Origin of the sequence: Spirosoma montaniterrae (genome assembly GCF_001988955.1) — a bacterium.
GTDB classification, from domain to species: Bacteria; Bacteroidota; Bacteroidia; order Cytophagales; family Spirosomataceae; genus Spirosoma; species Spirosoma montaniterrae.
This window is the reverse complement of sequence record NZ_CP014263.1, coordinates 3303864-3323825: the sequence shown is the minus strand read 5'-3', so window position 1 is coordinate 3323825 and position 19962 is coordinate 3303864. Positions and strand designations below refer to the sequence as shown.

Sequence of the window (19962 nt, the reverse complement as noted above, 5' to 3'; positions counted from 1 at the left end):
TCGGTAATAATCAGGGACCCGGCGGAGGTGAATTCTTTATGGGTGATTGGTTCTGGGCGCATAATGAGGTTACAATGGGAGCTTTGGCCGTACTTAAGGGCGATGGTCGGGTAATGTCAACCGTTATGGACCCTCTTGAAGTCTGGACGGGTGGTACTGCTAAATACTCGATCATAAATAGCGTTAGATCAGACCCCTTTGAACTCTATAGGGACGGTGATATCGGAACATTTGGCAAAGCTAATGGATTGGGTGACCTTGAGTTAACGGCGGTTGAAGCACCCGTTGAGATCGGTAACCGCGTTTGGCGAGATACCAACGGCAACGGCATACAGGATGCTGGCGAACCTCCATTAGCGGGTGCTACTGTTACTATACAGGAAAACTGCACAGGCAATGTTATCGCTTCGGCTACCACAGACGCGAACGGAACCTACTATTTTTCGTCGGCTACCGGCACATCGACGCTTAACGCCCGGTACGGTTTACCCTTGGCGTATAATACAAACTACTGCGTAAAAGTGACTTCGTTGGGTGCTAGTGCCGCAGCTTCGGGCCTGAGTCTCTCGGTCGTTTCGCCAACTCCTGGAGAAACCATAGGTAGTCCTAATTCTGGAACGACGCTGGCTAATAACGATGCATTCCTGATCAATGGTCAGCCTGGTATTTATCTGACAACGGGCGGACCCGGTGCCACGAACCATAGTTACGATTTTGGTTTCTCGCCACAGCAGTTCGATCTGGCTCTGCGTAAGACGCTGGCTAATGGACAGGCTGCCTCGGTGACGCCCGGTAGCAGTGTTACGTTTACGATAACTGTATTTAACCAGGGTAATGTAACGGCATCCAACGTTCAGATTACTGATTACATTCCGGCGGGTCTTACGCTGAATGATCCAAACTGGACTGCCAGCGGCAATACCGCAACGCTTAATACACCTATCGCCAGCCTGAGTGCGAGCGGCTCAACCACGCGTAATATCATTTTTACAGTGAACAGCGACTTCGCAGGCAGCATTGTAAATAAAGCCGAAATTAGTAGCTCGACTGGTGGATCCGATAAGGATTCAACGCCCGATACTAACCCGACTAATGATGCAGGTGGCAAGGAAAATACGGACTCTGACAACGCTATTGATGGTAATGGTACAGGCACACCCGGCGATGGTAACGCGAACACAGACGAAGACGATGAGGATGTGGCACTGATTACAGTCAATGCAGTGTGTGCGGTGAATCCACCCGTGATTACGGTTGGGCCTTGCGCTGAAGCGACCAATACCTATTCGGTAACAGCCGTAGTCACGCTCAACAACACGACCGCTGGTGTACTCACCGTCAGCAACGGTGTTCAATCGCTGACGACCAACGTAGCTGCCGGGCTGGGTACGTTCACTTACACGGCTGTCTTCAACGGGCTGACTTCGGACGGAGCCAACCGCACCATCACGGCTACGCTGCCCGGTTGCGGCAATCCAGCCTCGGCCAACTATACCGCGCCGGTCTCGTGTACGATAGCCCCTATCTGCTCGGTTAGCACACCCGTGATTACGGTTGGTCCCTGCGCTGAAGCGACCAACACCTACTCGGTGACGGCGGTGGTAACGCTCAACAACACCAGTGCCGGGGTACTCACGGTTAGCAACGGCCCCCAGTCGCTGACTACCAACGTAGCTGCTGGAATCGGTATGTTCACCTACACGGCTGTCTTCAACGGACTGACTTCGGACGGAGCCAACCGCACTATCACGGCTACGCTGCCCGGTTGCGGTAATCCAGCCTCGGCCAACTACACCGCGCCAGTCTCCTGCGCCCCCATCTGTGCGGTCAATCCGCCGATGGTCACGGTTGGGCCTTGTGCCGAAGCCACCAACACCTATTCGGTAACGGCAGTAGTCACGCTCAACAACACGACCGCTGGGGTACTCACGGTCAGCAATGGTGTTCAATCGTTGACCACCAACGTAGCTGCTGGATTGAGTGTGTTTAGATACACAGCCGTCTTTAACGGGTTAACCTCAGACGGAGCCAACCGTACCATCACGGCCATGCTACCCGGTTGTGGCAATCCAGCTACGGCCAACTATACCGCGCCGGTCTCGTGTGCCCAGCCTTCGCTTTCTATTGCCAAGATGGTGAACAAATCATTGGCTAAAGTAGGTGATCTGATCAGTTATACGGTGGTCGTTAGTAATACGGCGAGTGTTCCGGCGGCTAATGTCATCGTCAACGACCGGATGGACGAAGGGTTAACCTACGTCAGCAACTCGCCGTCTACAGGTTCTTTTGTACCGGGTTCTGTGAGTTCTGGTTCGCCAACAGTGGGTATTTGGACAATTCCGACACTCCCGGCTAACTCGTCGGCTACTTTAGTCTTAACAGCTACTGTTCATCAGGCTGGGGTTCGCTACAACGCAGCCACGCTGGGTGGAAAGGAAGTGCGCGTTTGTACTACAGTACCTCATCAGGTCTGCAAAGGAACGGATTACTTGTATGGGCTTATGGTTGAAGCCGGTCGCAGCAGTTATCAATGGTATAAAGATGGCGTGCTTATTACCAATGCAACCAGCCATACGCTGGCTGTCAATCAGCCTGGTTCGTATAGCGTGAGCATTGGGCAGGCCGATGGGCAATGTGCAGACGGGTCCTGCTGTCCGTTTATCCTTGAAGAAAATGAGGTGCGACCCTTTTCGGCAATGACTGTGGCAGCCACCTGTGTTAACACAGTACCTCAGGCTAATGCCAGAATCGTGTTGACCGACGTGGTCAGTCAGTCGCTAACGGCTTATCAGTATCAGATCAGCCCAGGTGACGGTTTCACGGCTGCCAATGCTTTAGCTCCAGCAATGGGCGTACCGGCTAACGGAATCCTGATAAGCACACTGCCAGCACCCAGTCAGGCGCAAATGTACACGGTTCGCCTGATCGATCCGGTTACGGGCTGTGTTCGCGACGTGGTTGTGGTAGTACCGCCAACCGTATGCGGATGCCCACCACCTGTTTGTTTGCCTGTACAGATCCGTAAGGTTAAATAGGGCTTACGAGCAAGAGAACAAACGGCTCGCCAGCTACGGAAAGAGTAGCAGAAGCGAGTCAGCGAATAGATCGAATGAGGATTATCGGAAAGCGGTGCCAGCGATGCAGGCACCGCTTTTTTGTTCGTTACTAACAAAGCCAACGTTGTGGGCTGGGCGGCTTGCTCTACGCGGCCACGGTGTATCACCGCCAAAGTGACATGGGGCGGGATAATGCGCGTGGGTGATGCCAGAAAATGAATAGTACATGACGGTTGTTCGGACGAAGCCGTTGCCGAAAAAATAAGCAACATGCTGCTGAACAGATGGTTATTGTTTTCCCTGCTCGGGATCGGGCTGGATGCCGGTGGGGCGGTTGAAACCGTAGCGATACCGGTTGCGAAGCTGCTGAATAGTGTTGATAAGGTCGTAGTCTTCGGCTTTGAGCAAAAAATCGTCGTCTAAACCGCAGTAATCGAAAAAGCGATAGATTTCGTCGGCTTTTAAGTCAGTAGCCTGCTCGGTCAGTAGCCGGAATCGCTCCAGGGCCAGCGCGTGCCGCCGATCCTGCTGCATGATGTAATACGCCTTGCGGTCAGATTTGGGCCGTTTGCCGAACATCTCGTAGAGGAGCGTGATGCCTGCTCCGTCGGCCACGCGGTCAAATGCCTGTTCGCCCGTTACTTTTTTCGACGCTACCGGCTCATCGAGAATCTGCTGAATCTCGCGCTTCACTTCTTCATAGCGTTTGCCCGTCACGGTCACTTCGGCCAGATCAATCACGCGGTAGGGCAGGGGCGGCAGTGCCTTCGCAATCAGTTGCGGGTTTTCAGAGCCGTCATATACTATGCCAACGCGGTTATAAAGCTGGCTGCTTAAAATGAGCGAATCGCCCTGCTGTACCGTTAGGAAAAACTTACCGCTGGCATTGGTACGGGCACGTTGCCGCGTTCGCTGGTTAATTACGGTTGCTTTGTCGACGCCCTTACCGGTAGTCTGGTCAATTACACTGCCAATTACATACTTCCCCTGCGCCCGTACCCGGCTGGGTAAGGCTATTGTGCTGAGAAAGAGTGCTATGATTAGAAGATGTCGCATACGTGTAACAGACCCAGACAGCCCCCGGCTGTTTGAAACGAATGAACAAAACTACAGTATTTACCGTATCGAAATTCGTTAAAATTCCTTAACCAACCGACCAGCCCGCGAAATGGTCATCTCCGTAAAATCCTGAATCACATCATATTAAAAATAACTGCATTCATGCTCAAACGCAGAGGTTGTAGAGTTTTTCGCAGAGTTCGCTGAGTTTCTCCGTGTTCTCTGCGAAAGACTCTTCAAACTCTGCGTTTAAAACTCTTTATTTCATTTTTACAATCGTCACCCCCGCTCCACCCCGGTCGGCGTGTTCGTCTTCCATACGAGCTACCTGCTTGTAGCCACGCAGGTGATTGCGCACCAGCGTCCTGAGAATACCGTCGCCTTTGCCATGCACAATGCGTAACTCAGGGTAGCCGAGCATGAGGGCGTCGTCGAAGAAACGGTCTACTTCGCCGAGGGCTTCTTCGCCCCGCTTGCCCCGAATGTCGAGGTTGAAGCTGAAATTCTGCATCTTCTCGTTCATGTCTACCCCCCGACTGCGGGGGCGGTCGTCGCGAGTTTCGGTAGCCTGCTTAAAGGTCTTCTTACTAACCTTTTCGAGCCGGTTCAGTTTTATGTTCGATTTCAGATCGCCGATGCGTACTTCGGCGTCTTTGCCGCGCAGGGCCATCACCTCACCAATGGCGTTTTGCCCCTGAATTCTGACGTAACTGCCTACCGAGATAACGCCGTTATCGCTTTCGAACTCGTCGTCGTCGGTTTTGGGCGTGTCGACAATGATAATATCGGGTTTTAGTTCTTTCTGTTCAAACCGCTCCAGTTCCTGCCGAACCTGCTTTGTGGTGTCGCGCTCGGCTTTATTTTCCTTGATCTCGCGAATCGTGTTTTCGATGCGCTGATTAGCTTCCTGCACCAGTGCTTTGGCCTTCTGTTTAGCGTCGTTGAGCAACTGCCTCTGCTCGTTATCCAACCGCGTTTTCAGGGCCGTGTATTCGGCCAATTGTTGTGCTGCTTTGCGCTGATTAATGCTGATTTCGAGGTTCTTCTCCGAAAAAACGCGCTTCTCGATGTCTAACTCTTTCAGTAACTTCTCGAAGCTCACCTGCTGATTACCGAGTTTATCTTTGGCCCGCTCGATGATGCCTTTCGGCAAACCGATTTTCTGGGCAATCTCGAACGCAAACGACGAGCCGGGGCGTCCAATCTCCAACTGATACAGCGGTTCGAGGTGTTCGCCGTCGAAGCGCATGGCCCCATTGATCAGGCCCGGCGTTTTGTCGGCAAAGACTTTCAGGTTGGTGTAGTGGGTGTTGATGACGCCATACGCGCCCGATTTGTTGAGGTCTTCCAGAATCGATTCGGCAATGGCTCCGCCGAGACCCGGTTCGGTGCCGGTGCCAAATTCATCGATCAGAAACAGCGTTCGTTTGTTGGCTCCGATTACAAACTGTTTCATGGCCGTGAGGTGCGATGAGTATGTACTCAGGTCGTTCTCAAGCGATTGCTCATCACCGATGTCGATAAACAGATTCTCAAACACGCCCATCTCCGAAAAGTCGGCCATTGGCACCAGCAGGCCGCATTGCAGCATATACTGCACTAATCCGATGGTTTTCAGAGCCACCGACTTACCGCCTGCGTTGGGGCCGGAGATAATCAGAATGCGTGCTTTTTCATCGAGCCGAACGCTCAGCGGCACCACACTCTTGCCCTGTTTCTGAAAGGACAGATGCAACAGCGGATGCCGGGCGTTGGTCCAGTTCACAAACGGTCGGTCAATGAGTTTGGGCAAACTTGCGTCCAACTGTATGGCTAATTTGGCTTTGGCCCGGATAAAGTCGATCTGTGCCAGGAAATTAACGGCTCTGCGAAGGTCTTCGAGGTGCGGGCGAATCTGATCGGTCAGAGCCATCAGAATTCGATAGATTTCGCGCCGTTCTTCGTATTCGAGTTCGCGGATTTCGTTGTTGGCATCGAATACTTCGGCGGGTTCCAGAAATACCGTCTGCCCCGTCTGCGACTCATCGTGTACGAAGCCCTTGATTTTGCGTTTGTGTTCGGCGGCAATTGGAATCACAAGTCGCCCCCCACGCACGGTCAGACTAAGGTCGTCGGGAATCCAGCCGTTTTGCCGGGCCTGCCGCAGAATGCTGTCGAGTCGTTTTCGCAGGTTGGCCTGTTCGGCAATGATTCGCCGACGAATGCTGGCGAGTTCGGGCGAGGCCGAGTCGCGCACCAGACCCCGGTCGTCGATTACGCGTTCGAGGGCGTCGGTCAGGGCTTTGTTGACGGCCACCGGGCCAGCCAGTTCGCGCAGAAACGGGAAGCCGTTGTCTTGTTCGCGTTTGCTCAGAAACGCCAAACATCCCTGAACGGTGCGCAGGGCTAATTTAAGGTCGAAGAATTCGGCTTCGGTCAGGGCCAACCCTTCTACGCGGGCGCGGCTGAGGTGGGGCCGCACATCGATGTAGTTGCTGCTCGGAAAGTCGGGTTCAAACTGCACAATTTGCCGAAACTCGTCGGTTTGGCGGAGCAGTTTGTCAATGAGTTGCAGGTTGTCGGTGAAGCGGATTTTGTCGACATAATCCTGCCCCAGCGGACTGATGCAGGCGTCTTTCAGCCGCTCCCGAATGGTATCGAACCCTAATTTATAGTCTAATGTCTTGGGGTAAAGCATTGATCAGTGAACAGTCAACAGCAGGCAGTTAACGGTTGCCGCCGTTCGCACAGACACAACACATAGCGGGGGCGGTGGGTTCTGAGCCGCCCCCGCTACACAGTTAAATCCGGATATTTTCGAGTCGGTCAATCAATTCAACGAGCGGTTCGCCCGTGGCCCGTTCGTGGGCCGTAAAGCCATCGAAGGGTAATAACGCGCTGAAATCGAGATTAGTAGCATCCATCACTTGCTGAATGCTAATCTGGAACGTTTTGTAGCCAGCAAATACAAACTCCAGTTCTTCCAGTTCCCGCGCCTGACTGACTTTGTAGGCCGTGGCCGACGGGCGGCCATCTTCCGTAACAATGGCAACTACTTTCCAGAATGCCAGCGGCACTAATGCGCCCCGGTAGGGCAGGTCGTGGTCGCTGAAAAACGGCCCTGTAAACACCGTTACCAGCATGCCATCGGCGCGGGCGTGTTTCAGGATGTGATCTTCCAACCCCAGCCATGTCCGCTGGTTGACGCCTGCCATCTGTGGGCAGCTATTGGTGAAATGAAACGTATCGACGTTGGCCGTGCGGGCTTCCTCAAACGTACCCCAGATAGGGTCTTCGCGCCGAACCATGTGGCCCCGGTCGAGGTCGTTGCGGAAGTAAAGTTCGTCGCCCCACTGATCGGTCTTGTCCAACCGCCCATCGAAACTCCACTTGTCGATGCGGCTCATCCGGCGCGATTCCTGCCCGTTGATGTTGACCGCCGTAATCATAGACAACCGGCGCGATGCCGACATCACAACGGAGAAGTTCTGGTAGGTCAGCTCAACACTGCCGCTGCCGTCGCGCAGTTGGCGCATGTCCTGTGCGGCTGCTCCGGTGGCTAAGGGCAGGTCGATTTCCCAGCCGGGCAAAAACGAGGCATCGTAGCCATTACGACCCTCAAATTGTTCGGCAGGCGTGGTTGGTTCGCTGCCGGGAGCTTCCAGACCGTCGCCTGTTAGCCCGTTGGCGGTGCTGTTCAGGCGAAACATGCCTTCGAGGGTGGCCGTTCTGGTTAAGTCTGCTTTCGTGAATTCGGTGGTAATCATACGTGTGAAAGGGTTTAGATTGACTGGATAGACTGAAAATGCGAAGCGATTAAGGCGGTCACGGCGTTGTTCCAACGCCGGTACGCGTCCAGTACAGAACGCAGTTTGGCTGCGTCGGGGCGTTCGGCGTGGGCCTGTTCGAGCAGGTTGCCCAACTGCCAGGTGCGATCTACGAGTTCAATGTAGCTTTCCAGCGCGTGTTCGGCGTCGGCGGTCAGGGCGTTGGCAAACGCATCGGGAGTGAGGTCGTCCAGGTCCATGCCTGTTGTGGTGCTAATCAGCGTCGCAAGCTGCCGGTGGTCGGCGGGGGTAGTGTAGGCATCGAGCAAGGCAAACCGCGCCGGGTCGCGGAATTCGGAGTCTGGCCCCCGAAACAGGTGAATCAGCGATTCGAGTGAGGGGAAATGCGAAAACGGAAACTGCACCTGTTCCCACTGTGGGCGGTCTTTATAGAGGGCATCCATCGTGCGCAACACGCCCCTGACTGTCCGCTGGCGTCCGGTTGGAAGTGTACTCAGTACGTCGCGGGCTTCTTCGACCACGGCCAGTGCTTCAGGCTTCAGACTGGCCGCTCGGGCTGTCTGGAGCAAATCGTTCATCCAGTTCAGATTTAGCCGGAGCGTAGACGGGGCCAGACTAAACGTTTTGATGATGGATTGCTGGCTTAGAAAACTCAGGAGCGTAAGTTTTCGCTGCAAACGGGCCGATTTGAACGCCTGCTTACGAGCCGTTCTGACGATGGAAGCCAGCGCGCGCCGATTGGCAGCACTCAGCGACGTGACTGCGTGCCAGCGCACCAAACCCGTCGATAAACTTGTCAGCAGTTTGTTAACATCGGGGTCGATGAGTTTGCCGAGGGGTAGTTTATCGGCCTTCGTTGCCTGGCTCAACTGCTTCACAACTGATTGGGCAGGCTCGCTATCAGGCGAAATAAGGGCCATTGGATAGAGCCACTGCACAAAGTCGGGCAATGAACTATTGGCCGATGGAGCAGGCATTTGCCGGAGCACCGTCAGCAGTTCATCCCAGCAGGCAGTGGCAAAGAGCGTTTCAATTTCCCAGCGGTCGGTTTGGGGTGCGCTGGAGAAGGCAATGCCCTCCTGTTGGCCCCGCCGGAGCAGTTCGAGGGCTTTGCCAAACTCGCGGCTGCGCATCAGCCTGCGCCCGGTGCGGTAGTAGGCTTTCGCCAGATACACGCTTGGCAGGTTGCTCACCTCGGTTGCCTGCACGCGCCCCTGAGCCGCAAACCGAAGCAATACCGCAGCCGGTTTGGGCAAATCGCCGATGTCGTTGCCAATATACTGATGCGCTCGTTTCAGATCGGCCAGATCGAACTGATTACCCATTTCCGGGCTGTTCATCCACAAAAGCTGATGATAAATGGCTTCGCAGCGTTGCTCTTCGGTGCCTTTGCCAAGCACCCGAACGGCTTCCTCGCTCACGCATCTGGCTCTGGCTTCTTCGTTGGTCATCATGAGCCGCAGCATCGACCGGCGCAGGTCGCGTCGGTGCCAGACGGCCTGCACATTTCCCGTAATCCGCCGTTCGACCAACCATTCGTAGGCGGCTAATTTATCGAGTGTGGCAGCAGCCGCGCTGATGGTCAGTTCGGGCAGGTTGAGGGCCGGAACCAGCACCTGCCGAATCAGATCGGCGGTAACGTAGCGCAGCACCAGCCCCGGATACGCCAGTGCGCTGATGGCCGGGTCTTTGATACGCTGGAGAACCCGCTGATACACAAGGCCCGCAAACATATCCTGTGAGGCTGGGCCACCCCGGCGCAGTTCCTGCTCGAGTTCGTTGATCGACGTGTCTGATTCACGCGTTGCTACTTTTGCCAGCAACCGGAGTTCGAGAGGCCGGAGCGGAAACAGGCCCGACCGGGTTAGCCGTTTCGCCATCGAATCGGTAACGCCCAACTGCCGAAGCAGGTGTTCGGCCTGTTGTTTGTCCAACTCATCGACCCGCAACTGACTAATGATCCCTCGCTGCATGATACTCTCCAACTGCGTGTCGAACAGCCGCCCCGAAAAGATAACCCGCAGTGCCGGCAATCGCAGCGCGTCGCCCAGTTCGGCCAGCCACTCAAACACAGAGCCGGTCATGTCGCGCTGAACCACTTCTTCATACGTATCGAGTATCAGCAAAAAGGGCCGCTGGTCGGCACCGATTTCCCGCAGCAGCGTGCCTGTCTCGTCAATAATCGAGCGGAAACTTCGGGCCTTAATCATCGACTCAGGCGACTCATCGGGTACGCCGTAGGCTACGGATTGGGTTCGCTGCTGGCGTGTTGCGGCCCGCGCCTGCCGAAGCTGTTCGTAGAGTTCGGGGTACTGTATGCCAACCTGCCGGGTAATGTCGATTTCAAGCCAGTTCAGGTCGGCGGGGTCAATGCCGGGCCGGTCGAAATCGAGTAGCACGATGGTGGCATTCTGCTCACTGACAACCGTTTGGGCAAACTTCGCCAGCAGAGTCGATTTGCCCGCCCCGCCCGAACCGGTCAGAATCATGCCATCCCAGAACAGATACCGACTCAGCGAACTGCCCTCTTTTACGAAAATAGCCAGCGCACTCAATTCGGCCTGTCGGCCAACAAACAGGTTGGTCAGGAGTGAGTCGTAGTTCGACAGTAGGGTGTTTTTATTCAACTGTCGGCGCAACTCGTGAGTGTCTGGTAAGGATAGGCCCAGTGGGGCTATCGCTTCAGTAGCAGCACTGATTGCCATCAGGTCGTCTGATGAGCAATTGTCGAGCGACAACGCCTGCCCCTGCCGAAGCAGTTTGCGGAGCATGTGGCCGAATTTATCGGTTGGCGGCAGCGGTTGGCCGAGCGACGATTCTAATTGGCCGGAGTTTTTCAGACGCTGTAATACAGCGAGACGCCGGTTCTGCGTGAGCAGCCATTGTACACGTCCGTCAACGGTTTCCACAATGCAGTTATCGACCAACTGGCTGAGCGTTTGCTGACGTTCGATGGTACTGGTAAACGACATCAGCAGCCCCTCCGGCGCAAATCGCCCCGATAGCGCGGCCTGCACCTCGGCCTGCCACAGCAGGTTGGAGACCTGAGAATCAGGCTCAATCGACAACATCATAGACGTTGCTGATTCATTTTCCTGCTGTTTTATCTGATCAGATAACCAACTCGCCAGTTTATCTAATTCTTTCATGTCAATGGGCAGTTTTGCCAACCGTTTATACCCGTTGGCCTCTGATTTTTTCTGTCAGACGCTTCGTCATGCTTGCCAGAAAGGGCATCGCTTTTTCCAGCTCGTCGGCTTTTTTCATCTCATAATTGTCGTAAAGCACAAAAGCTACCGCATCAATGTCTTGTAAATCGCCTTGAGGAGTGTTAGCCGCCAATCGCCGGAGATATGCTTTGATTGGTTCGTCGGATGGCAAGTCAACGGGCACTGAATAGTCTTTCACCAGCAGCCGGAGCGAGTCGGGTAAATCGCCCCGCATACCATCCAGCACTACCCGGAGCCAGTCGAAGGCCAGCGTTTGTTCGTAGAGCATAAACAGAAACTCGGAGGTTTGGTCGACTTCTATTTTAAACGTGTTTAGCTCCAGCAGGCATAACCAGACCAATTTGCCATCGCGCACCTGATTCAGTGCCGCCATAACCGCCGGAACAACCTTATCGCGGAGCCATACGGTTTGGGTCGAGTGGGCGTCGGTGGGTTTAGACAGGTCGGGTAGGGGTGCGCCCGCCGACGTGCAGATGACAGCTACCACTTGTTCGACGTTCATTTTGGCGATGGCTTCGGCATGAAGTACGATTTTCAGGTGTCCGCCGTTGGGCAGCATAGCCAGCACCAGATTTGCCCGAAACGTTTTGCCAATTCCCCGGATGCCCCCCGGCCCTTTTATGACCAGAATTTTGGGGCCACCAATAACCGCCAATTGCCAGGCAATCGATTGAAAGGCATCGCAGTTAAGCACCGGAACGCGTTGGCTGGCCTGATCGATTTCCCAGAGCGGATCGTCGGCAGGGTCGGGCTGGGGCAGGCCGTTGGTATTGTTTTCGTTGATGTGCCGAAGGATTTTCAGCAGTGGAATACCCCGATTGGTTTGTTTCTGCCCGTTTTGAACAGAATACCGGCCCTGATGCAGCCCAAACAGCAGGAAACTCCGGTCGAAACAGGGTCCGCCCGACGATGACGGCAGCGAGTTGACATGGTGCAGAAACCGTGCCTGTAGGGGAGGTTGCAGGCTACCAACCGGGCCAACGTCGAGCCGGAGCGATTGAGCGGCTGGGTACTGAAACAGTAAACAGGTATCGTCGTTGCTGGGTACTACAGCATTGGCATCAAGGCTGGCATAGCGACGTTCTTTGCCCGGAACGCCCTTCAGTTTCAGAATGGCATAGTCCAGAAAGTTGTCGAGTTGATTACGGTCTTCGGGAAAGCCATCGTCCAGTTCATCGTCGGTACAACTGCTGAAGGTGAAGCACCAGTCTTTATGCGCCGGAACACGAGTGGGCGTTACGTTTTGCGGTGCCCGGCTGAATCGCGTAAAGCGCAGATAGTCATCGAACTCAACCTGTAATCGGCTGGCAGCATCTGGCTGAGGTTGCCAGGGGCCGTTTGGCTGATGACGCCTGAACAAAGGCCGGACTACGTGCCAGGCCGTTAATATCAGATGCGGGCCAATCAATACGCCCGTTCCTTTGGTGTTGCCATCAATCTGAATTTTACCCGTCCAGCGCATTCCATCGAACAGACCCCGAAACAGAATATCGGGCTGGATAAATCCGCGCACTTCATTGACAATGGCCTGAAGCTCAGTGCCGCCGGGGTCATTACGGGCCTGGGTTACGGCCTCCGCCAAACTCCCATCGGCCAGGCGTCCATCTATCAACTCGTCTACCAGATCAGACAGAAAGCCGTTGCTTTTGGCAAATTCGAGCGCGTTGGTAAAAGCTGTCGAATCGTCGGGCGAAGCGGCAACAACCTCAAACGAAACCCGATTGGCAGCGGGGAAGCTAACCTGCGCCTGCTGAAACAGCTCAGCAAAGGCCGTTCGGGGTGTACGCAGAGCCGCCAGAATTACAGCAATGGGTGGCATAACAGAGCAGAGTTAGAGGAAACCAACATACTACACGGCTGGGCTGGTGGCCCGGTCGCGAAATTCAACGCCAAAATCGGTCAGGCGTTCGCGCAGTGTGCGGGGTGTCTGGCCTGCCGGAATCATTGGCCCTTCGCTCTCATCGAGCACCCGCCCCAGCACGTGCGACCAGTTCTCACGCGGTTCTCTCGACCGACCGCCGTAGTGCAGCCCTGCCGCCGACAACTCGCGCCCAATCACCACGATTGCCGAGCCGGAGTTGCCTCCCAGCGTGGTGGCATCGTGGGCCGCCAGGGCAGGAGCCGTAAACTCCGAGGTCATCAGCCGCCCCGGTGCCAGCCGCTTGCAGCCAAACGTCGACTGAAACAGTTGTTCCAGCAAACTGGCCGTGGCGAGGGCGTTGGGTGGGGTGGCCGGGTAGCCAATGGTGTACACGCCGAGTTCGGGCTGGGGCCAGTCGGTGCTGACGTCAACCGCCAACGTTCGGCGCGGCAGTTGGCCGGGCGCGGCTGGCTCCAGTTCTATCAACACTAAATCTAATTTGTTATGGTCGATGGCGGCTCCGTCAATGAACTGCGCTCCGGCGAAGACCACCCGCCGGAATGTCCGCCGGTTGACCGAATCGCGTGCCCGAAATTCGTGGCCGAAGTCGATGTTGACGCCGGGCCGCAGTTGCCAGCTTCGGTCGGCCTGTTTGCGGGCAATGACTTGCAGCACGTGCCGGTTGGTTACGATCAGGTTGTTGGCCACTAAGAAGCCGGTTCCCTGAAAACCCTGCGTAGCCTGCGGGTCGTTGATGCGGCCCACGCAGGCAATGGCATCCTGAAGCAAATCGGCACTGGCATCGAGCGAGTCAGACCAGTCGCCGAGTGGGCTGGTCGATTTATCGACGCGGCCATTGCGAACCATAAAGGTAGGCCGCGAGCCGTCGGTACGAACAATGGCTTCGAGCGTTTGCAGGATGTCGGGTTTTCGGCGGAGAGCCTCCTGATCGTCGTCGCGTACCACACGCAGGGCCTCGTCGGCATCCGTAACGATTTTTTGAGCAATCTGGTGGAGTTCAGACGCATCGCCAAGGTGCTGGCGCACAATCTGTTGCCAGTCGACAGCAGTTTGGCTGAGCCGGTCGTGAATGGCTGTGTCGGAGAGATCAGGTTCGGTCGACTCCAGACTTTCGAGCGATTCCGTATCAACCTTCCGGTGTTCGCGGGCTTTGAGCAGTCGGCGATAATGCGCCAGTGGGTTATCCGGGGTGTTTTCGGGAAGGGTGTTCGGCGGTGTATTCATGATTGGGCGGAGGGAAAGACAGCCTGTTCGGTATGAGTCGTTTATTCGTGCTTTTTGGGAAACCGCAATTCGAGCCGTTTTCGCAGCAGCGACAAACTTTCTGGTTCGCTGATTTTCCAGTACGTGACATGCGAGTTGAAGGGAAGCTTAGTGCTTTGGGGTTTCAGCGAATGGTTCTCAACGCCCGGCCCGAAGCCTTCAATCGGTCCACCAATAAAATCGCTGGAAAAGTACAGGTTAGTCCAGCGGGTTAAGGCAAATAGAGCCGCATGATGCAGCGTTCGGGGGGCATCGGTGCGTTTGGTTGGAAACGAAAAGAACGCATCGCCATCCTTATTTTTTTCCATAACTGGCGGGCAGGTTGGAAATTCGCGCTGATCGGCTTTGTTTTTCAACGACCAGACGCCATCGGCCAGATACAGATCGGCGAAGGCAAGCGGACTGCCCACCGTAATCAGATCAGAGATGCGCCACGAACCGGGCAGAGTTGCCTGCGCTGCCCACAAATCGAACTGCGCCTGTCGATACTGCTCCTGACTGATACGCTTCTCACTGAGGTCGATAGCTTTTTGTTCGGCGGTGTTCAGCGCATCGACGGGCAGAAGGGGCAACTTGCCGGAGCGTTCGCACCAAAACAGATTCAGCAGGTCGTAGGCAATAACAGAGCCTAAACTATGGCCTACAACCACGATTCGGTCGTAGCGATTAGTACCAGTGGCATCCGTTTCGTGCAGCCGACGGAGCAGTTGCATTCCGGCCTGCCTGATTTTTTGCCGTTGGTTTATGTTTGGTGGGCGGGGTGTCATGTACCGCACCGCATCGCCGAGGTATTCTGTCAGCAGGTTATTGACATACGCCAGTAAACCGCTGGCAACAAAGCCCGCCACGATGCGCACCCAACCCGTGTCGGCCAAACCGTTCCAGGCGGCAACGACCCAACTTAACGTTAGGCCAACAAGCGCGAACAGAGCCGCGAGCGTACCCCAGAATGCGTAATAAAGCCACCGGAGCCGTTTTGGAATGCGGCCCGGCCTGCGAATAAACAGACTGCGAATCCAACTCCAGACATCGGCTACTTTGGTGCCTTCCATCAAATTGGCCCAATAAAATTCGTAATAGTCGGTTTTGAACGAAGCCTGCTGTTCGTTGGTGGTCAGCCTCCGAAGTTCAAAATTATCGGACAACTGGTCGGGCTTACTGTAGAATAGCGGGGTGCTGCTGTTTGGAATGGCTGGCACAACAGATTGCGCAAACTCGCGGAGCGTGTCCATAGGCCGTTGTTCGCCAATACCATGAATTAGTACAACTGCCTGACGATCAATGCGAGGAGGCAGGGGTTGACCGGGCATAGTTGGGAAAGGTTAAGGGTGACTAACGGGATAGGTACGTAAGATACGGCATTGCCACGGCTGCTGCTACATAGCTTTTAGTGAGTGGTTAATTGTTCTTGTAGCGATGATATGCTCTGCAAATAAAATTGACAAGGATACATATAAATATATTTTAATATTTTACTTCTTAAAAAAGAAATAGAAAAATAATATAATACTACTAATGCTTCTAATACCTTTGCTAACAAATAAGTAAATGAAGCCATTCTGTTCATTATCCCACTTTTATGAAACACCTGCTTATTGGCTGGCTGATGCTCCTGAGTTTTAGCGTACAGAGCCAACCGGACCTTGACTTTCAGTCGACACAAGGCGGCTGGACAACCGGAGCCTTGACCAAGACATACACAAGCATAGGAACGCCCGCCCGAAGTGTCACAGTAGCCATTAGCGGAGCAACGTCGGAGTTGCAGGCGAATTCGCCCCAGGCGTTTGCCCGTGGGTTACAGGTAGGCTCCAATTTCACCACTAATAGCAACTGCCTGACGACAACCATAAGCTTTGGTACTGGCGTACAGGGGTTAACGTTCCGGCTGCTCAATATTGACAGAGGACAGGCGAGCGGATCACTTTATAACTTTGTAGATCAGGTTACAGTAGCAGCCAAAAATGGTGCAGCTACCGTAACGCCCGCTATCAGCGCATCTGGAACGGCGGGGAACTACTCGTCTATTTCCGGCAATGTAATTACCGGAACGGGCGACGCGCCGGGTGCATCGGCTGATCCCGGCAATGTTGTTTCATTCACGGGGGTCGTCACCGAAATCACGATTCAATATTGCAACGTATCGGCGCAAACCATTGCCAATCCCGGTCCACAAACAATAACCATTGAAGACCTGTCGTGGAGTCAATCTTTACCGGTTGCATTTGCCTTGTTTGACGGTAAAGCGGTTGGTAGTGCGGTTGCGTTACGCTGGCAAACGGCCTGGGAGCGCAACAGCGACTTCTTTGAGGTGCAGCGTAGTCAGGATGCCAAAGAATTTGTATCGATTGGCCGCGTAGATGCCGCCTACAACTCCGATCAGCTAAAAGCGTATACCTTTCTCGATAATGCGCCATCAAGGGGAGTAAATTATTATCGGTTAAGGCAGATGGACAAAGGTGGAACCACATTGGCTACTACTTCCGCCATCATCGCTGTTCGGTTTGATGAAGCTGCGCCTTCTGTAGTCTTGCTTGGAAATCCCGTTGCTGAGGGCGAGGCTATTCGGGTAGCCTGTCGGAATGTCGATCCGCAAACCTTAACCCTAAAAACAACCACAGGCGTTACTATTCCATGTGAGATTCGTCCAGAGTCGATAACCAACAGCGTAATCATTCCTCAGTCAAGGTTATCGCCGGGTATTTATTTGCTTGGCTCGAAAGTTGCCAATCAGGTAGTTACTCTTAAAGTGGTAATTCGATAGCAGCCGGGAATGCGCTGAGGTTTTTAAATACAATTGTTCACAAATCAGTTTGTCCAATGCCCACAATGGAAGCCAAAAAGCCAGTTAGTACCATACAGCCAATACCTCGTAAAAAGCAGTACCAATCGCCGAGAATCAAAACGCTCGGTAATGTGCGTAAACTGACACTGAAAACCGGGTCTAATGTCGATGGCCTGGGGTCATTTAGTTAACGTTCGCGTACCCTCGCTTTGGCCGGGAATAAGAGCGACTCATCTGGTCGGGCGATCAGCGTATTTATCCGCTGGCGTTGCGGTAGTTTTTGAGGAACTGGGTAGAGCCACTCAGAAAAGTAGTAGATACCTACTATGCATCCATCCTAAAATTGAACGACCACGCTCATTGTAGCCTTTTTAGATACTCTCTACCTTTGGTATATACAAAGCAGACGGACGAATGACCTGATGCTGAGTATATTATTACATTTCATCACAAACACTTTTCTAAAACAATGAAGAAAAAGTTGGCCCAATTGGCCGATGCACTTCTCTCGCGGGAAGAGGCAAAGGCAGTGAAAGGCGGAAACTGGGGCTACGGCGGTGGCACCGGTGGTGGATGTTCGTGCGGTTGTATGCGCGTTGGTAACATGGTATCATGCTCCGGCGGACTACCACCTTGCTCGTGGTGTACCATTCACTAAAGCCTGACAGTTGCTTGGTTTGTCGGATGTTGGCTGGCCAACATCTGACAAATCAGGAAGTGCCTACTTTTTCTTCGTAGTGGTGAATACGTGTCTGTTGACGTGTGTACATAACTTCTTCATCAACAAACTTCTTTATCAATGAAAAAGAAATTAACGCAATTGGCCGACGCGCTTCTGTCGAAAGAGCAAATCAGCGATGTGAAAGGTGGGTATCGGCCCGGCGGTGGTACGCCAGGGCCACCGCCGGGGGGCGGAGGATGCTCATGCCTCTGTAATCAGGTTGGAAATCAGACTTACTGCACAGGTGGATTGCCCCGCTGCACGTACTGCTAACCAGATCGGTTTCTCCCTACGCTGCTTATAGTGGGGAGAAACTGGTTCAATCTCCATCGTCGTATGAAAGCGCAAAAATTTGCCGGGCTTGCCATAGGCAGTCTGGAGCTATTGACCGTTGAACAGCAGGCAACGGTTCGGGGGGGCGATATGACCGCCCGCCATTGGAAATGCTCACTCAACAATGCCCGATACGTCTCTCAAAGCGTGTGTCAGGTCGGTTGTGTAGCTGCCAACAATTACCCGCTCACGGGACATGTATTCGGGGTGTGCCGACATGCGTAAGCCGCACGTTCTACTTCTTCATCAACATGGAAACTACTCAATTGCAGCTCTACGCAACGGTCGAACGCCTGTTGCAGGGGTTGCGCGTACCGGTGACGCGCCAAACTATTCGCCGGACGCTCGAAACGCATCCTACGCTTCCCAGCCTGTCGAGCCTGACCGATGCCCTGAGTGAATGGGGCGTTGAGACAATGGCCGTTCGGTTGTCGGATCATCATCTGATGGAGGTGAGCTATCCTTTTCTGGCACATACAGGAACGGGCGACGACACTGATTACGTGGTAGTTGAACGCGTACAGCACGATACGATATCCTATTTTCATCCGGTCAGGGGGGTAGTGCAGGAGCCGCTAACCGTATTCAGAAAGCAATGGCAGGGTATCGGTTTGCTGACCGAAGCAAACGAAGCTTCGGGCGAATACCAGTATGCCGCCAAACGACAGGCTGAAGTGAGAGCGTCGTATCGTAAACCTTTTTTACTGGCGAGCCTGACTGTGTTAGGGCTGGCGGTAGTGCTTCAGGCACCTTCGTGGTCGTGGCTGGCATTACTGATTGCCAATATGGCGGGCCTGTTGGTGTGTGTGGCCTTGTGGTCGGAAGAGGCCAATCAGGGGGCATTTACGTATTTGAAAAAACTCTGTGGCCTTTCACCCAAAACAGACTGTCATCAGGTGGTTAATTCACCGGCGGGCAAACTATTTGGTTGGATTGGCATGGCCGATATTGGTCTGGTATATTTTGGCAGCAGCGTACTGGCACTGGCCTGGGGTGGCCTCGCAGCACAACATGCCTTGCTGTGGTTGACGGCTGCCGCGTTGCCATATACGATTTTTTCGGTTGGCTATCAGGCGTTTGTCTTGCGCAAGTGGTGTACACTCTGCCTTATTGTTCAGGCCACGCTCTGGATTACGTTTGGCCTTCATATAGGGGCCACTGGCGGATTTATGACCACCCAACTGACAGCAGAAAGTATTCTGCCTATTATAGCTGCTTTTGCGCTGGTTGGCGCGATCTGGGTGTTTTTAAAACCCCTGTTGACGAATGCGCCGGTAGTTCGGCAGGTCGAAAGTGCGCTGGCCCGCTTCAAGCGTAATGAATTACTGTTTGTTAATTTATTAGAAAATCAGCCCGTTGTAGCCATTGACGAATTGCCTGCCGAACTGATTGCCGGCAATCGAGACGCACCCATCACACTTACGGTGGTTAGTAATCCGTTTTGTGGCCCCTGCGCCGATGCGCATAACGTTGTAGAGAAGATACTCGCCGTTTACCCTGAAGACGTGCGCGTTATTGAGCGGTTTGCCGGTAACAGTCGCGACGAATCGTCGGAAACAAACTATGTAGCCCGCCATTTGATTGGTTTGAGTGGTCAGGCGATTCTGCCCGAGGCTCTTCACGATTGGTACACGCACAAAGATTTCGCCCGTCTGCAAGCCCGCTACCCGGCCAACCCGGCTATTGATGCCACAACCGTTCATCATCAGCATATGGTATGGTGCGATGCCGTGAAAGTAGAATACACGCCCTCCGTATTCATCAATGGACGATTGTTGCCCGATTTGTTTACCATCAATGATTTGCTGGTGCATCTGCGGCATGTCATCAGCCGACAGGAAGCAACGCATGCCTTAGCCGACTAAACGC

The 19962-nt window shown here is 54.1% G+C and carries 13 protein-coding genes; 6 read left to right on the top strand and 7 right to left on the bottom strand.

Annotated features, from left to right (window positions below):
* The first annotated feature begins 125 nt into the window (after positions 1-125).
* Complete coding sequence (locus tag AWR27_RS14355) at positions 126-3035, top strand: SdrD B-like domain-containing protein (RefSeq protein WP_198045005.1); 2910 nt, start codon at positions 126-128, stop codon at positions 3033-3035.
* Between the two features lie 309 nt (positions 3036-3344).
* Here AWR27_RS14355 and AWR27_RS14350 read toward each other — a convergent pair whose 3' ends face one another.
* The 7 genes from AWR27_RS14350 to AWR27_RS14320 all read right to left on the bottom strand — a co-directional run bounded on the left by AWR27_RS14350 (position 3345) and on the right by AWR27_RS14320 (position 15567).
* Positions 3345-4112, bottom strand: a complete 768-nt coding sequence (locus AWR27_RS14350) for a hypothetical protein (protein ID WP_077131801.1) — start codon at positions 4110-4112, stop codon at positions 3345-3347.
* Between the two features lie 262 nt (positions 4113-4374).
* Complete coding sequence (locus tag AWR27_RS14345; protein WP_077131800.1) at positions 4375-6792, bottom strand: endonuclease MutS2; 2418 nt, start codon at positions 6790-6792, stop codon at positions 4375-4377.
* Between the two features lie 103 nt (positions 6793-6895).
* The gene (locus AWR27_RS14340) at positions 6896-7861 is read right to left on the bottom strand and encodes a DNA/RNA non-specific endonuclease (protein ID WP_083732853.1); all 966 of its coding nucleotides are present in this window, start codon (positions 7859-7861) and stop codon (positions 6896-6898) included.
* 14 nt (positions 7862-7875) lie between these two features.
* The gene (locus tag AWR27_RS14335; RefSeq protein WP_157579217.1) at positions 7876-11031 is read right to left on the bottom strand and encodes an ATP-binding protein; all 3156 of its coding nucleotides are present in this window, start codon (positions 11029-11031) and stop codon (positions 7876-7878) included.
* Positions 11032-11056: 25 nt separating this feature from the next.
* On the bottom strand, positions 11057-12931 hold the full coding sequence (locus tag AWR27_RS14330) for a trypsin-like serine peptidase (RefSeq protein WP_077131798.1): 1875 nt from the start codon (positions 12929-12931) through the stop codon (positions 11057-11059).
* Between the two features lie 30 nt (positions 12932-12961).
* Positions 12962-14218: a trypsin-like serine peptidase gene (locus AWR27_RS14325; RefSeq protein WP_077131797.1), complete on the bottom strand. Its 1257-nt coding sequence runs from the start codon at positions 14216-14218 to the stop codon at positions 12962-12964.
* 41 nt (positions 14219-14259) lie between these two features.
* Positions 14260-15567, bottom strand: coding sequence for a hypothetical protein (locus tag AWR27_RS14320; RefSeq protein ID WP_077131796.1), 1308 nt, complete (start codon positions 15565-15567; stop codon positions 14260-14262).
* 269 nt (positions 15568-15836) lie between these two features.
* Here AWR27_RS14320 and AWR27_RS14315 point away from each other — a divergent pair, with 269 nt between their 5' ends.
* From AWR27_RS14315 to AWR27_RS14310, 5 genes are all read left to right on the top strand, one after another.
* Positions 15837-17018 carry a hypothetical protein gene (locus AWR27_RS14315; protein ID WP_077131795.1) on the top strand — a complete coding sequence of 394 codons (1182 nt, stop codon included), beginning with the start codon at positions 15837-15839 and terminating at the stop codon, positions 17016-17018.
* A gap of 490 nt (positions 17019-17508) precedes the next feature.
* Positions 17509-17697 carry a hypothetical protein gene (locus AWR27_RS25310; RefSeq protein ID WP_157579216.1) on the top strand — a complete coding sequence of 63 codons (189 nt, stop codon included), beginning with the start codon at positions 17509-17511 and terminating at the stop codon, positions 17695-17697.
* A 141-nt stretch (positions 17698-17838) separates the two neighbouring features.
* On the top strand, positions 17839-18033 hold the full coding sequence (locus AWR27_RS25305) for a hypothetical protein (RefSeq protein ID WP_157579215.1): 195 nt from the start codon (positions 17839-17841) through the stop codon (positions 18031-18033).
* Between the two features lie 63 nt (positions 18034-18096).
* A complete protein-coding gene (locus tag AWR27_RS25530) occupies positions 18097-18318 on the top strand; it encodes a hypothetical protein (protein ID WP_198045004.1) in 222 nt (73 codons plus the stop codon).
* A gap of 26 nt (positions 18319-18344) precedes the next feature.
* Entirely contained in the window at positions 18345-19958 is a 1614-nt protein-coding gene (locus AWR27_RS14310) for a vitamin K epoxide reductase family protein (protein ID WP_198045003.1), read from the top strand.
* Positions 19959-19962: the final 4 nt, after the last annotated feature.

Coding starts and splice junctions, on each gene's coding strand:
- AWR27_RS14355 (WP_198045005.1), top strand. CDS start 126: ATGGACCCTCTTGAAGTCTGGACGGGTGGTACTGCTAAATACTCGATC.
- AWR27_RS14350 (WP_077131801.1), bottom strand. CDS start 4,112: ATGCGACATCTTCTAATCATAGCACTCTTTCTCAGCACAATAGCCTTA.
- AWR27_RS14345 (WP_077131800.1), bottom strand. CDS start 6,792: ATGCTTTACCCCAAGACATTAGACTATAAATTAGGGTTCGATACCATT.
- AWR27_RS14340 (WP_083732853.1), bottom strand. CDS start 7,861: ATGATTACCACCGAATTCACGAAAGCAGACTTAACCAGAACGGCCACC.
- AWR27_RS14335 (WP_157579217.1), bottom strand. CDS start 11,031: ATGAAAGAATTAGATAAACTGGCGAGTTGGTTATCTGATCAGATAAAA.
- AWR27_RS14330 (WP_077131798.1), bottom strand. CDS start 12,931: ATGCCACCCATTGCTGTAATTCTGGCGGCTCTGCGTACACCCCGAACG.
- AWR27_RS14325 (WP_077131797.1), bottom strand. CDS start 14,218: ATGAATACACCGCCGAACACCCTTCCCGAAAACACCCCGGATAACCCA.
- AWR27_RS14320 (WP_077131796.1), bottom strand. CDS start 15,567: ATGCCCGGTCAACCCCTGCCTCCTCGCATTGATCGTCAGGCAGTTGTA.
- AWR27_RS14315 (WP_077131795.1), top strand. CDS start 15,837: ATGAAACACCTGCTTATTGGCTGGCTGATGCTCCTGAGTTTTAGCGTA.
- AWR27_RS25310 (WP_157579216.1), top strand. CDS start 17,509: ATGAAGAAAAAGTTGGCCCAATTGGCCGATGCACTTCTCTCGCGGGAA.
- AWR27_RS25305 (WP_157579215.1), top strand. CDS start 17,839: ATGAAAAAGAAATTAACGCAATTGGCCGACGCGCTTCTGTCGAAAGAG.
- AWR27_RS25530 (WP_198045004.1), top strand. CDS start 18,097: ATGAAAGCGCAAAAATTTGCCGGGCTTGCCATAGGCAGTCTGGAGCTA.
- AWR27_RS14310 (WP_198045003.1), top strand. CDS start 18,345: ATGGAAACTACTCAATTGCAGCTCTACGCAACGGTCGAACGCCTGTTG.